Source organism: Trinickia acidisoli (genome assembly GCF_017315725.1).
GTDB lineage: Bacteria > Pseudomonadota > Gammaproteobacteria > Burkholderiales > Burkholderiaceae > Trinickia > Trinickia acidisoli.
This window is the reverse complement of sequence record NZ_JAFLRG010000002.1, coordinates 253,458-266,762: the sequence shown is the minus strand read 5'-3', so window position 1 is coordinate 266,762 and position 13,305 is coordinate 253,458. Positions and strand designations below refer to the sequence as shown.

The following is a 13,305-nucleotide window of genomic DNA, read 5'->3' as shown; positions in this document are numbered from 1 at the left end:
AGGCTGGAACAGCAAGCAATCAAGCCTTAAGTGTGGTTCATAGTTACATCGTGGCTACATCGTTCTGTCAAAAGCAAATCGTGGTAGTGGCTGCATGCCCCGTTCACTTGCAAGCCCCCCCTGTTGCTGCCCCGCGTACATCGTCAAATCCGCGCGGACTTCGTCCAGCACAGGAGCCCATTGAGCAAACTCAGGCTGTCGATAAAGACGCACATCTGGATACCAGGGGCTATCGCTACGCTCGAGCTGCCAGACCCAGTGCGGATTAGTGTCCAGCAACACCCAGGTCGGCTTACCCAACGCCCCGCTCAGGTGAGCTACAGATGTGCACACCGTAATAACGAGATCAAGTGATTCAATGAACGCTGCCGTGTCGTCAAAACTCGACCAGGACAGGGTGGAATCGACGACGTCCAAGCCCATCAGCCTGGCCCGCTCGACGGCCGCACTTTCTCCCTTCTGTAACGAATAGAACGCGACCTGCTGATTGAGTGACGCAAACACCTGAGCCAATCGTTCAATCGGAATCGAACGGAATGGATTGCGTGGATGCTTTCTGCTGCCGGTCCATGCGAGCCCCACCTTGAGTCGCCGCTCGTTTGCCAAACACGTCCGGCACGCATTGGCCTTCTCGAGATCGGGGAGGAGGTACGGAATCGAAGCCGGAATCGTGTTCGCTCGGGTACCGAGAAACAGGGGCAAGCTCTGCAAACCTACCTCGCAGTCGAACGCCGACAGTGACTCGATGCCGCCCGTTGTGAACGTATCCACGTAACCGCCAAGGCTGCGCGCGAGGAGAGGCGCTAATGTGGGAAAGACAGTCCACGCAATGCGTCCGCCTTGCTCACGCACACGATTTGCAATCAGCGGAATATAGCGGCAGAACTGAAACACATCACCAAAACCCTGCTCGCCCCACACAAGCAGCGTCTTATCGCGCAACGACTCCCCTCGCCACGGAGCCTTGGGGAACGCAGGACGCTTCCCGCGCAACTCCGCAGAGCCATCCCAGCGAGCCTCGTACTCACGCAAGCCATCCGCAAAATTGCCACGGACGAGGTGCAAAATGCTCAGATTGAATGCGCCCGCCAAATCCTGAGGTGCCACATGATAAGCGCGCAATGCCATGTGTTCGGCCTCATCCCACCGCTTTGCCTCCTTAAGCGCGAGCGAATAGTTTCCGAGGGCGAGCGCATTGTGTGGCGCTAACTCGACGGCCTTCGCTCCGGCTTCGAGCGCGCGTGCGATATCCATGCGTTCGCTATAGACGCATGTCAAGTTGATGACGGCATTGACATCGTCCGGATCAACCTGTTGAGCCTGCTCGAGCAGCTCGCAGACCTTGTCTTTATCGCCTCCGGTAAGTTTGAGTGCTGCCGCAAAATTATTACGGAGACTCGGGTAATTGGGATCAAGCACGGTTGCGCGTTCGTAGGCGTCGATGGCGAATGCATGTCGCCCCACGCGCTGCAACACATAGCCGAGACAAAACTGTGCCCCAGCGCGATCCGGATATAACTGTGCGAATACATCCGCCAGTGCAGCCGCATCCTCGCCACGATCTCGCCGCAACCACGATTCGCACATTTGCAAGATCGAGTCGTCATCCAAATCGCGCAGCACGTTGGCCGCCGAGAGCCAGATCGCGCATGCCTCATCGCGCCGCTCGCTACGTGCGGCAAGTGCCTCACGTAGGAAGGTCAAGCAGCACCGCGCCAAATAATCGTTAACCGATGCCTCCAACTCCATACCACACCCCCGATTCATTCTTTCGCCTAGCCCGGCCGCGCCGATTTAGACGTAGCAATACGTACCGAAGTGGGTCAGCTTGACCCAGGGCGCAACAAAAATCTTTCCGCCGAATCGACGCCATGCGTCGCAAAAGTAATAGTCCTCCGACAACAACGTGCCCTCTATCGGATCAATCGGGCAATCAAAAAACGCTGTGATGCAGTCCTCATGCACCGCCAACGCTTCTCTCAAGATCGTCATGTTGTTGCGATAGCGTCGGATAAACGGCGAGGCCTCGAGCAGATCCAACACCTCCTTCTTGATTAGCATGAAGCCCGTACCCGCACGCCGAACCTCGATGAGCCGCTGATCGCGCATGACCTTCGCATCGAGCGGCCCATCGAGGCCCTCGACGAAAGTCGACGACGCATATTCCTCAAGCGGAGAAGCGCCGGCGAGCGCGGCTCGACGCACGTTTTCCCATTGAATGTCCTTGCGTGAATAGGCCCCGCACACGATATCGACATCCAAGTTCAGCAGCTCCAATACGTCGTGAACCTGAAAACCAATATCCGCATCGACGAGCAAAAAGTGCGTCGCCTCGGCATCGCTACGAGCACGGTGAACGAGCACATTGCGGGCGCGCTGAATCAGGCTCTCATTCGACAACGTGAAGAAGTCGAACGCGATACCGTGCTGCGTTAGCGTACGTGCTAGATCGACCATCGCGACGCAATAGTTGGCCATGCAGGCACCCCCGTACATCGGAGTAACGATTGATACCTTCATGCCATTTCTCCCTTTTTTCGCCCGGCTCTATGTCACGATATTTAGCAACTTCAAAGATCGACCTAGTAGCGAACACTCATCATGATCATTGCACCCGCGAAAATCCCTCCGAGCAACCCCACGAACCGCGCACGCACAACCCCTGAACGTTGCGTTCGATTGCCGACGATCGGACCTGGCCGCCGAGTCAACTTGAGACGTAACCACGGTCCCGCAAAGCAGATCACGGTGGAAATTCCCGCACAGTAGGCGAGCTCTCCGATCGGTGACGCGATCTCGATCTGAGGATCGGCCATCTCGATAAACTCGAAAACCATAATCACCACAAACGTGGTCAACGCTGTGGATAGCATGTTGGAAATAAATCGATCCGAATCTTCGATTGCGCTCATGGCTTTCTCCTTCGTTTCGCCGACACCGTTGTTGTGCTTAACAACACCACAATTAATCAGTACTACCAATCATTAAATTCACGTCGTTATACCCGCAAGAAGGTTGTACAACAAGTTGTCATAGCGCTGGACAAGTGGAGGATGCGTCGCCAGAAACGGCGCGATGATGTCCCGCTGACGCGCCCGGTAACCCTCCCAATGTTCATCATGCGTGTGAACTGCGCTCAATAGGCGGCTCGCTCCTTGATCGACGTCGTTGCCCTGATAGAAGTAGCCCAACTCCTTGCATAGGCTCGCGTTATGGATGAGCGCATAGCCCTTCCAGCACACGTCGAAATAGAAGTAGTTCAACGGCAACGCCCACTGGTGAGACACGACAATATCGGCGTTCTCACATAGAAATGTCGGTGTATCGAACGTGCCCAGAAACACCACTTTGCCGTCACACACCAGATCGAGATACTGTGCGATACCAATGAAGTCGGTACTGTGCTGGGCCAAATGCATAGCATTCGTCACATACACCTGTGCGATGCGACCAGCTGCTTCTCGATATGTCTGTTCAACGATCAGCATTGGATACAGGCAAAATTTCAGCACGTCGACGTTCGGCTCCATGATCGCAATACGCCGCGCGCCTCCCCTAGGACGGTACTCGCCTTGGTGCGGCAGTGCGGCACATCGCTGCTCCAAGCACATCGGGTCCCACACGAACGGGACCTCCCGCACGGACTGCCTTCTCAATACCTTGAAAAAGTGCGCACTCGTTTCCATCACCTGAGGGACAACCCAAATCTCGTCGTATTCCTGGTTGATGAAAATGCCTCGATGTTGAGAACGACCAAAAATCATCGCCTCGATGTTCTGCACGTACTCAGGGCCGCAGCAGTAGCTCACGAGCTTCGTACCACGTGATTTCAGATACCGCGTCGCCTCCAGTCCCACCTGCCCACCCAACTCTATAAGCACATCGAGGCGATCCTTCGCATCTTCGAACGTAGCGACCGGAAATCGACGTGTATCCCACGGCAGCCGATCGGTGATGGCAACCGATGTTGTGTTGACAAGCGTGACCTGATGGCCATACGGCGAATGCTGAAAGAGCCGCGCCAAATACAACGCATTCTGCTTGATACCGTTAATCCATAGACTCTCCGCCGCATCGCTCAGGCCAATGGTGATCCCGATGCGCAACGGCCCACGTTCGTCGATGACAGCGTGGCTTGTCATTTCGTCACCCCGGGCCAACCGTATTCGACCTGCCTGCGCACCAGTACGCACGAATGGGCGTTCTCGACAAGCGTGACCGTCTCGCGCGGGCGTGCTGGTGTCGTGTAGACCATAACCGATGGCACGAGCGGTGTACCGTGATAGCCGACAAGCTCACGGCGTGCGACATCCGGGCACGGTAACGGGCTAGCCGAAATCCGCTCGGCAAGCACTGCGCAAGTACCGTTGATGTTGGGCACCGTTGTCAGCGATAGCACCTCTGCAGGGCCTGGTTCGCTAAACCCTGTAAGAGAAAAGAACGGCGAGCTGTCCGCATGGTTATGATCCCAATCCAACACGACATCCTGACGCTGACTCCCCGTAAGTACGCGCTGCGAAACCTGATCGATAGCGCTGTAGCATTGCCGAATGCCGAGCGTCTGTGCAGCACGAGCAAGGACCGTGGCTCCACCTTGGGCCGGTACCGGCGGCAGCATCTGAGCGTATGCAGGACGCACGAGCACAGCGCCCACCACAAACGCCAGCAAACTCACCCGCCGCGATAGCCGCGTGAGGTCACCGGTCAGCGATCTCCGAAACATGAACTTGAACATAAAGCCATCCCATTGCGTAATCAGTCGTATAGCTGCGCAAGCGCCGCGGTATAGTGCTCGACGTTGCGCTGCGCGCACGGATCGAGCGTGGCAATAAACGCGTGCGCCGTGCGCCGGTAATCCTTCAAACGCTTATCGTGCTCAACGAATGCTTCGCGCAATGCGAGCGCGCCGTCTTCGCAATCGAAGTCGCGATACCGGTAACCGCAACCGCCGAGATACGCGGAGTTGTGAATCAAGGGATAGCCCCCGTACAAGGCCTCGTAATAGAGATAGTTTTGTGCGTTAGCCCAATGGTGGGAGACAATCGCATCCGCCTCGTAGGCCATGATCTCGTAAGTGGCAAAGCGCGCTTCGAAGCTGGCGATACCATGGCGCACGAGATCCAGGCTTTTTGCGAAACCGACGAATTGCGCGTTTTCCTTCATGTGAAGTGAGTTGTATACGCGCAGCACTTCAATCATCTCCGGCGACTGCCGATGAGCAAGGTCGGCCAGAAGCATAGGGATATGGCAAGTCTTGACCATGCAGATATTCGGCTCGAGAATCGCGAGGCGCCAACGCTTACGTCCCTCCGCATAGCCAAACGGCGAGCGCAACGCCGACTCCTTAATGCCACGTTCGAGCAGCATCGGGCTCCACAGATGCGGCATTGCCCGCACCGGGGCTCGAAGTGCATGCTCGTAGTAGCTCGCGCAGCTTTCTTCGAACGCAGGCAACATCCAAACCGTGTGATACGGCGTGCCCGAAACAAGCATTCCGTGGCGGCGCTGGAATATCATGCGCTCGATGTCGATCATATAGTCGTTGGCTACGCGCATACCAATCACGCGACCGCCGCGCTGGCGAAACGACCTGCCCCAGTCTGGATTGAGCTGCGCACTCAGTTCGATGATCACATCGAGCTTTTCTTGAGCGGTAGGCAAATCAATGACGGGGGCAGGCGCGTGCTCCAGGAAGCCTTTGGCGTCCTCTGGACGACCGTCTCCACCATTGACCAGGTATGCGCTCTCCACAAGCGGTGAACGCTGCAGCAGCATGATCAGAAAGAAGCAGTTCTGAAAAATGCCGTTTTCCCACAACGATTGCTGTCCAGCCCGGACAAACAGCGTTACGCCAACCTTCAAACGTTCCGGTTTCATTGCGCCATCTCCATCTGCGGCGCGGACGTCAGTGCGAGCAAACGTCGCACATATGCGCTTGCGTTGTGGGCAGCATCCGGACTCAAACGCGCGAGAAATGCCTGCGCACGACTGCGATAACGTTCCAAATTGGCATCATGCTCGCGCGAGGCCTCGATAAGACGCTGCGCACCCTTGGCAACATCGAACCCTGAATAGAAATAGCCGACATCATGAAGCCACGGCGAGTTGTGGATCAGCGGATAACCGCCATGCAACGCATCTAGATAGAGATAGTTTTGTGAGTGGTGCCATTGATGACTGACGATGGCATCAAGGTGTTGGCTCACATAGCCCACGAAATCGTGGCGCTGATCAAACCGCGCCTTGCCCGCGCGGGTCAAGTCAAGCGAGTTCGCGAGAAAAGAAAAGGTCGGATGGTCCTTCATTCCGATCGAATTCAGCACGTGCAATTCCGCAACTGAATCCGGGTTTGCACGATAGGCCGCATCGCCGATCAGCATGGGAATGCTGCATGTCTTCGTCACCGAAATATTGGGTTCGAAGATGCCTACGCGCAGCGCGCGATACGTGTACTCTCGTGCGCCAAGCGCGTGATAGCCAAAGGTAAAACCATTCGCGCCAACGAAGGCGGCACGTCGCTCGAGAAACGTCGCATCCCACAGGTAAGGCACTTCAACGACTGGGCACCGATGCAGCGTTCGTAACATCGGCATCAAATCGCGATAACTGGGGAGAATCCAGATCTCGTCGCAACGCTGCGCCCGTGAGAAAAACCCTGTCACGTCGAACACTGTCGGTTCTGCCAGCGCCGCATAGGGCTGACCGCAACAGTGAAAAACTACCTTCTTGCCAAGCGCTCTGAGATAGTCCAGCCACTCGACGTCTAGCCCTCCACTCATTTCAATGGCGACGTCGATCATATCGGTCGCTTCGCGTGGTTTAACGAGCCGAAACCCGAAGCCCAGCGCATCCACCTCGTCCGGCAAACCGGATTGATCGCCGCAGTTCAGAAACACCACGTCGTCAACACCCGGCAGTGAACGTAATAGCCGCCCCAAAAAAATGACGTTCTGCCCAAGCCCGTTTTCCCACACGCTCTGACCGGCGTGTGTCATTACTGAGATCCCGACTCGCATATATCCCCCGGCAATCCAAACTACTGCGGCACTAACTACTCCCCGAAACTCCGTACCGCTAGAGCATCAAAACGTTATCGGCGCGTATCGAACTGACCCACACTCTTTCTCTCTAGACACGGGTGTGAACACCGCGCCCAGCGCACTCCTATTCAACGCATTACAATAGTTGACCACCGTTAACGGCATCAGTTGACGTTGCCGACAGTGAACCCACATTAACGCCAGCAATCGTGACACCGGTAAACGTCCACGTGCTTCCTGTCCAAGTCATGGACGCATCGCCATTACTAAGCACTATTTCACCTGCATCCTAATCAACAGCGATGCCCGCTTGAAATCCATCGGCACCATTCTGAATTCCTATTGAAAAGAAATTTCCAGCACCGGCTGTCACCCCAAATGGATTAGGCACATTAGTGCAATCACCATTTGTTATCGCAGTTCCAGATCCAGATCCAGAATAAGCACTTGAGGATGAACCATTATTACTAAAGCACATCCCTGCGACGTTAGGAGCAGCGAAAGAATATGAAAAATTCGCCGTGACAAAATAAGCAACCACAGCATAAGCACAGGCACGAATATTAGGAGAAAATGACGCAACCTTCTTCACGCTCACCCGTTGATCAATCGCACCTACCCCGCCTCCTTTCCCCTTGGCACTAGCATGCTCCGAAACCACCTCAATTCGCCCTAACGTCCGGTTAAAAATAACCCGATATGTTTTATTCATTATATCCCTCTACATACCATAGTTTCACACATTTATGTGAAATCAATCGTCACCCTCGCGAATGCGATCAAGGAAAAACGAATCGATTCATCGGTCAAATGTTGGCGTTCAGCTTGTCAAGCCAACGGCAAAATATCAGGCTCTCCAACGTAATGACCCTGTACCCAGTGCGCTCCGGCCTTGCGCGCCAGCCGTAACGCGGCGTCGTTTTCCACCCCCTCGACCACCACGTCACACGCCAGCTTCGACGCTAACCTCACCATACCGGCGAGCGGATGAATGTTGTATTGCCCCGTATTCATCCCATACAAAAACGAGCCGTCGATCTTGATAATGTCGGGCGAGCGAATTTCGATACCGGTCTCGACGCCATAGCCCACTCCGAAATCGTCGATAGCAATACGGCATCCAAGCTGACGCAAGCGATTCGCAAACACTCTGCCGCACCCAGCACGCAGCGGCGCGGTTTCCGTAATCTCGATCACGAGGCGTTGAGCGAGCCCAGGCTCAGCCGACAAATCGCTCAGCATGCCGCCCCACCAGGCGTCATCCACAGCGCTTTGAGCGGAGATATTCACCCCAAGGCATAAGTCCGGACGCGTTCTGAGCAGCGCAACAACCCGCCTGACGACATAGCGATCCAGCATCCGCATCAACCCAAGGCGCTCCAGTGTTGGAATAAACGCACCCGGTAGCACGACCTCGTTGGGCCGCTCCGACGGCAGCCGCAACAGACACTCGCGATAGAGCACTCTGTCCCGCCGCTCTATGTGGCAAACAGGTTGAAACTCGAATAGAAACCGATCACTTTCGATCGCACCTGCGATCATTTCCACCGTATCCATGTCGGACACGATTTGCGCGGGCAAAAACGGTTGCTCGAGCGAATGCGCGATCGTTTCGCCAGCGGCTTGAGCGATCATGTCCTCGTCTGCAATTCGCTTGGCACTTAGGACTGCGAAAGATGTAAAGCCAGAAGATCGCGATGCCCAGCTACACAATTCGACGATGAACCCATCGACGTCCGGCTCGTCGCACGAAGTTTGTACGGCACCGTGAGAGGCGGATAGGTTACGCACTTCCTCCCATCTCACGGCCAAACGCCCCATACCAAGGGGCATGACATGTGCATGCTCGCCGCAAATCTCGCGTGCTCGCTGCGCGATTTCTTCTTCAAGCGTCTCGGCCACATGCTCCCCGTAGCTACGGACGAGATGAGCGTGATTCTTGACTTCTATGAGTACACTTTGAGCACTCATCTCCCTTCCCCTTATCCTCGGTCTCTGCGGCGGCTGGACGCTTCTCTCTGTTCACCGAATCACATTCAGCCGTTCACCTTTGGCAATTCGGCGCATCAGGGTCAAAACGCGGACAAAAAGGGTCCTTTGTGACATCGTTGTACAAACGCATCAGTGGCTGCCGCAAACGCGCGTCGGGCAAGGGTCGGGGCTGTTCGCTTTTGGGCGGACAAAAAGGACCCCTTTTGTCCAGTACACTTCGGGTAAGTCCGAAGATCTAGAAGGCTTAGCTGATCGCGATCCGTGGAACCGGTATGCAATCGGTAGGTAGGCAGACAAATCCAGCTGTCGGCGCAATACCATTCCTGGCTCATCGTGTGCCAGCTTGTGGCGAGCGAATACGAACAAAACCGAACTGGTAAAACATGACACAACAAAACAACACTCTCTTCCCTGTTTCATGTGCTGATGACTCACCCGTCAACTTCAACATCAACTTCAAGCGGAACGAACAATCCGCGCACCGACGAGGCGCGAGACGGTTCGCCCGATGAAAATCGGTTACGCGCGCGTATCGACGGAAGAACAAAATTTGGCGCTTCAGATCGATGCCTTGCATCGAGCCGGCTGCGATGTCGTGCTCACCGATCAGGGGATATCCGGTGCTGAGTTTTGTCGCCCCGGATTAGACGAGGCACTCGCCAGAGCCTTGTCCGGCGATACGTTGGTGGTTTGGCGACTCGATCGGCTAGGCCGCTCACTGAGCAAGCTCGTAGATCTCGTGACTCATCTTGGCAATCGGAATATCCAATTTACTTCGTTGTGCGAATCAATTAATACGAGTTCACCGGGGGGCGTATTGATTTTTCACATGATGGCGGCGCTTGCGGAATTCGAACGCAGCCTGATCAGCGAGCGAACGCGCGCTGGTATGGCTGCGGCCCGAGCTCGAGGGAAATCGGTAGGCCGACGGCGTTCGCTGACACCTGTACAACGACGCGAGGCGATGGTCATGCTCTCGTCGCAGCCAGTTAGCGAGGTGGCGCGCAAATTCAACGTTCATCATCGGACGCTGAAACGCATGCTGCAGGAGGAACAAGCGGGTGGCGCCTGCGAGTAGTAGGTGTACAGGACAAGCAATCAGTGCGTCCGTTGCACACCCATGCAGCGTGAGTGATTCGCTCGATGATCTGCAATGAGGGGGGGGAGTGCTGGTTTCCGCAAACGCCGCGTGGCCGGTTTGAGAAGATGTAGGTCATTTATTGGACGCATGGCGCTATGTTCTCTGCTGTGAAGAAAGAGCGACATACACCGGCTCGGCGGCACCATTGAGATAGCGCGTGTAGGCCAACGCTGCAAGGCCGAGGTCGATAAGGGGCACAGAAATGAAAGTTCCAGTTGGGATGGCCATCGGTGGGGGCGTCGGGTTCCTCGTCGCTGGCAGCGTGTTGAGCTTAGGAATCCTTCCTGCTGTTGTGGCTGCGGTTGCGCTTGCAGTAGCGGGAGGGGCTTATTGTGCGTATAAGGGCGAAAAGCAAAGCGCTAATCCACCTGCTGCAGTTCAAGGGGGGGGTGCTCCCGCTCAAGGCGCAGCTCCCGCTCAAGGCGCAGCTCCCGCTCAAGGCGCAGCTCCCGCTCAAGGCGCAGCTGCCGCTCAAGGCGCAGCTGCCGCTCAAGGCGCAGCTGCCGCTCAAGGCGCAGCTGCCGCTCAAGGCGCAGCTCCCGCTCAAGGCGCAGCTCCCGCTCAAGGCGCAGCTCCCGCTCAAGGCGCAGCTCCCGCTCCTGCTCAAGGCCCAGGCGGCGGCGCACAACGGCTATATCGGCGTTTTGGCCCAAGAAGAAGTGCTCCGGTTTCAGCTTCAGCTTCAAGGTAAGCGCCTCACGACGACCGTCATAGACGACGGCGAGAACCGACATCAAAGTGGTGCCCATCATTTTCGATTTGATGGAGATCACTGTGACGGAGTTGGAAGCCAAGCCGGGTAGCCGCAAGGGACGCCCCAATTATGATCGCGAGTTTCGACGCCGTCTCGCGGTCGCGGCATGCGAGCCGGGTGCCTCCGTCGCAAAGCTGGCGCGCGAGAATGGCATCAATGCAAACATGCTGTTCACGTGGCGGCGTCGCTATCGCGAGCAATTGCAGGCCCAAACGACGTCGCTGATTCCCGTGGCGGTGGTCCATGAAACGCCGGCGCAGCGCGTGACCATGCCCTCGGATGCTCGGGCAGCCGGCAACCGGACTACACGAGGCGGGACGATCGAGATTCGATTCGGTGAGGTGGTCGTCAAGGTGGACGGCATCGTCGACGCCGACACGCTACGCGTTGTACTGGGGAGCATGCGATCGTGATCTCTCTTCCCACGGGTACACGCGTCTGGCTGGTGGCCGGCGTTACCGACATGCGCTGCGGATTCCAAGGACTGGCGGCCAAGGTGCAGACGGCGCTCGAAGACAATGCGTTGGGCGGCAACGTGTTCATCTTCCGGGGCCGGCGCGGCGATCTCGTGAAGCTCATGTGGGCGACCGAAGACGGGCTCTGGCTTCTTGCGAAGCGGCTCGAGCGTGGGCGCTTCGTGTGGCCACAGGCCGATGGCGGCAAGGTCCATCTGACGGCGGCGCAATTGTCCATGTTGCTCGAAGGCATCGATTGGCGGCAACCGCGTCGCACCGCTGCACTGTCGATGTTGTAAACCGAGCAGAAGGCTCGTAAACTGCGCCGCATGTCGAACGGCGCCGAACTTCCTGACGATGTTCAAACGCTGCGAGCCTTGCTGCTCGAGGCTCGTGCTCAGCTTGCCGAGCGCGATCTGGAGATCGAGCAGCTCAAGGCGCAGCTCGACAAGCTTAGGCGCATGCAATTCGGGCGCAAGTCCGAGCAATTAGACCGGGAGGTTGCACGGCTCGAAACCGCGCTCGAGGACTTGACGGGCGAGCGCGGCGTCGCTGATGTGCAGCGCGCCCGCCAATCTAGCGCGAGCACGCCTGTGAGCGACGCATCGCCGAAAGAAGCGCTGCCGCCGCATTTGCCACGCGAAGAACGTGTACTGGAGGCTGACGCAACGTGTCCGAAGTGCGGCAGCGCGATGCAGCCGCTCGGAGAAGACGTGTCCGAGCAGCTCGCCCGCGTCGCGGCGGTGTTCAAGGTGATTCGTACGATCCGGCGCAAAACGGTTTGCCCGTGCGGTCACCACTTCTCGCAGCCGCCGATGCCCGGCCTGCCGATTACGCGAGGCATCGCCCATCCGAGCCTGCTGGCCGACATCCTCGTCTCGAAGTACGCCGACCACGCCCCGCTGTACCGGCAGTCACAGATAGCCGCGCGCGACGGCGTGAAGCTGGACCCGGCCAGCATGGGCCGCTGGGTTGGTCAATGCGAGGCCCTTTGCGATGCGCTGACCGAGGCACTGCGCCGCTACACGGTGGCGCCGTCGAAGCTGCACGCGGATGACACGCCTATCCCGGTACTTGAGCCGGGCAAGAAGAAGACGAAGACGGGGCGTCTGTGGGTGTATGTGCGCGATGACACTCGCTCGGGCTCGACCGAACCGGCCGCAGTGTGGTTTGCTTACTCGCCGGACCGCAAAGGCATTCATCCCCAGACCCATCTGGCCGGATTCGAGGGTATCTTGCAGGCCGACGCCTACAGCGGCTTCAACGAACTGTACGAGAGCGGCAAGATTCGCGAGGCGGCATGCTGGGACCACGCGAGACGGTACATATACGACGTGCATGCCCGAACGCCGACCGATGCGACCCGTGAGGTGCTCGAGCTGATCGGCGGACTTTACGCGATCGAGGCCGACATCCGCGGCAAACCCACCGCTGAACGGCTGCGCGTGCGCCGGGAGAAAAGCATCCCGCTGCTCGCGGCCATCAAGACGTGGATGACGGGCAAACTCGCGGCGCTGTCCAAGAAATCCGAATTGGCCAAAGCGATCCATTACTCGCTTAACCAGTGGGATGCCCTCGTGCTGTACTGCGAAGAGGGCCGTGCCGAGATCAGCAACGCCCTGGCCGAAAACGCGTTGCGCTGTGTGAGTCTGGGTCGCAAGAACTTCTTGTTCGCCGGCTCCGACAGTGGGGGGAAACGGGCCGCCGCGATGTACAGCCTGATCGGCACGTGCAAGCTGAACGGGATCAACCCGCGCGCTTACCTCGAATACGTGCTGACCCATATCGCTGATCACCCCATTAACCGCATCGACGAATTACTACCCTGGAACGTGGCAAGTAAGCTGCCAGGGACGTTCCGCCCGCCTGCCTCTACGGGCTGATTGCCAGCGCCCGATACCCAATCATGCCTCACGTGCGCGC

At 57.3% G+C, this 13,305-nt stretch carries 14 protein-coding genes; 4 read left to right on the top strand and 10 right to left on the bottom strand.

The genetic code is table 11. The annotated features are described in order from the left end of the window. Positions 1-54: 54 nt before the first annotated feature. The 9 genes from J3485_RS19780 to J3485_RS19740 all read right to left on the bottom strand — a co-directional run bounded on the left by J3485_RS19780 (position 55) and on the right by J3485_RS19740 (position 9,011). A complete protein-coding gene (locus tag J3485_RS19780) occupies positions 55-1,704 on the bottom strand; it encodes a tetratricopeptide repeat-containing glycosyltransferase family protein (protein ID WP_206956040.1) in 1,650 nt (549 codons plus the stop codon). A 90-nt stretch (positions 1,705-1,794) separates the two neighbouring features. Continuing rightward, positions 1,795-2,520, bottom strand: a complete 726-nt coding sequence (locus J3485_RS19775) for a hypothetical protein (RefSeq protein WP_206956039.1) — start codon at positions 2,518-2,520, stop codon at positions 1,795-1,797. A 62-nt stretch (positions 2,521-2,582) separates the two neighbouring features. Further along, positions 2,583-2,912, bottom strand: a complete 330-nt coding sequence (locus J3485_RS19770) for a hypothetical protein (protein ID WP_206956038.1) — start codon at positions 2,910-2,912, stop codon at positions 2,583-2,585. A 78-nt stretch (positions 2,913-2,990) separates the two neighbouring features. Further along, positions 2,991-4,142 carry a DUF2827 domain-containing protein gene (locus J3485_RS19765; RefSeq protein WP_206956037.1) on the bottom strand — a complete coding sequence of 384 codons (1,152 nt, stop codon included), beginning with the start codon at positions 4,140-4,142 and terminating at the stop codon, positions 2,991-2,993. Continuing rightward, positions 4,139-4,735, bottom strand: coding sequence for a hypothetical protein (locus J3485_RS19760; protein ID WP_206956036.1), 597 nt, complete (start codon positions 4,733-4,735; stop codon positions 4,139-4,141). Before J3485_RS19760 ends, J3485_RS19765 begins: the two co-directional genes overlap by 4 nt. 20 nt (positions 4,736-4,755) lie before the next feature. After that, positions 4,756-5,877, bottom strand: coding sequence for a DUF2827 domain-containing protein (locus J3485_RS19755; protein WP_206956035.1), 1,122 nt, complete (start codon positions 5,875-5,877; stop codon positions 4,756-4,758). Further along, the gene (locus J3485_RS19750; RefSeq protein WP_206956034.1) at positions 5,874-7,016 is read right to left on the bottom strand and encodes a DUF2827 domain-containing protein; all 1,143 of its coding nucleotides are present in this window, start codon (positions 7,014-7,016) and stop codon (positions 5,874-5,876) included. The genes J3485_RS19755 and J3485_RS19750 overlap by 4 nt, the downstream gene beginning before the upstream one ends. 313 nt (positions 7,017-7,329) lie before the next feature. Beyond that, positions 7,330-7,752: an ESPR domain-containing protein gene (locus J3485_RS19745; protein ID WP_206956033.1), complete on the bottom strand. Its 423-nt coding sequence runs from the start codon at positions 7,750-7,752 to the stop codon at positions 7,330-7,332. Between the two features lie 116 nt (positions 7,753-7,868). Next, the gene (locus tag J3485_RS19740) at positions 7,869-9,011 is read right to left on the bottom strand and encodes an EAL domain-containing protein (RefSeq protein WP_206956032.1); all 1,143 of its coding nucleotides are present in this window, start codon (positions 9,009-9,011) and stop codon (positions 7,869-7,871) included. A 529-nt stretch (positions 9,012-9,540) separates the two neighbouring features. Here J3485_RS19740 and J3485_RS19735 point away from each other — a divergent pair. Then, positions 9,541-10,110 (top strand): recombinase family protein, encoded by a 570-nt coding sequence (locus J3485_RS19735; RefSeq protein WP_206956031.1) that lies wholly within the window; start codon positions 9,541-9,543, stop codon positions 10,108-10,110. A gap of 422 nt (positions 10,111-10,532) precedes the next feature. Here the strand turns inward: J3485_RS19735 and J3485_RS19730 are convergent, their stop codons facing one another. Next, on the bottom strand, positions 10,533-10,925 hold the full coding sequence (locus J3485_RS19730; protein ID WP_206956030.1) for a hypothetical protein: 393 nt from the start codon (positions 10,923-10,925) through the stop codon (positions 10,533-10,535). On the opposite strand from J3485_RS19730, the gene tnpA reads away from it, so the two are divergent. From tnpA to tnpC, 3 genes are read left to right on the top strand one after another with little or no spacing between them, the layout of a single operon-like run. Beyond that, entirely contained in the window at positions 10,912-11,340 is a 429-nt protein-coding gene (gene tnpA, locus J3485_RS19725; RefSeq protein WP_309477054.1) for an IS66-like element accessory protein TnpA, read from the top strand. The genes J3485_RS19730 and tnpA overlap by 14 nt on opposite strands. Beyond that, positions 11,337-11,681: an IS66 family insertion sequence element accessory protein TnpB gene (gene tnpB, locus J3485_RS19720; protein ID WP_206951009.1), complete on the top strand. Its 345-nt coding sequence runs from the start codon at positions 11,337-11,339 to the stop codon at positions 11,679-11,681. Before tnpA ends, tnpB begins: the two co-directional genes overlap by 4 nt. Before the next feature lie 30 nt (positions 11,682-11,711). Next, positions 11,712-13,265, top strand: coding sequence for an IS66 family transposase (tnpC, locus tag J3485_RS19715; RefSeq protein WP_206955942.1), 1,554 nt, complete (start codon positions 11,712-11,714; stop codon positions 13,263-13,265). The last annotated feature ends 40 nt before the right edge of the window (positions 13,266-13,305 follow it).

Coding starts and splice junctions, on each gene's coding strand:
- J3485_RS19750 (WP_206956034.1), bottom strand. CDS start 7,016: ATGCGAGTCGGGATCTCAGTAATGACACACGCCGGTCAGAGCGTGTGG.
- tnpC (WP_206955942.1), top strand. CDS start 11,712: ATGTCGAACGGCGCCGAACTTCCTGACGATGTTCAAACGCTGCGAGCC.
- J3485_RS19765 (WP_206956037.1), bottom strand. CDS start 4,142: ATGACAAGCCACGCTGTCATCGACGAACGTGGGCCGTTGCGCATCGGG.
- J3485_RS19730 (WP_206956030.1), bottom strand. CDS start 10,925: ATGATGGGCACCACTTTGATGTCGGTTCTCGCCGTCGTCTATGACGGT.
- J3485_RS19755 (WP_206956035.1), bottom strand. CDS start 5,877: ATGAAACCGGAACGTTTGAAGGTTGGCGTAACGCTGTTTGTCCGGGCT.
- J3485_RS19775 (WP_206956039.1), bottom strand. CDS start 2,520: ATGAAGGTATCAATCGTTACTCCGATGTACGGGGGTGCCTGCATGGCC.
- J3485_RS19735 (WP_206956031.1), top strand. CDS start 9,541: ATGAAAATCGGTTACGCGCGCGTATCGACGGAAGAACAAAATTTGGCG.
- J3485_RS19740 (WP_206956032.1), bottom strand. CDS start 9,011: ATGAGTGCTCAAAGTGTACTCATAGAAGTCAAGAATCACGCTCATCTC.
- J3485_RS19760 (WP_206956036.1), bottom strand. CDS start 4,735: ATGTTCAAGTTCATGTTTCGGAGATCGCTGACCGGTGACCTCACGCGG.
- J3485_RS19745 (WP_206956033.1), bottom strand. CDS start 7,752: ATGAATAAAACATATCGGGTTATTTTTAACCGGACGTTAGGGCGAATT.
- J3485_RS19770 (WP_206956038.1), bottom strand. CDS start 2,912: ATGAGCGCAATCGAAGATTCGGATCGATTTATTTCCAACATGCTATCC.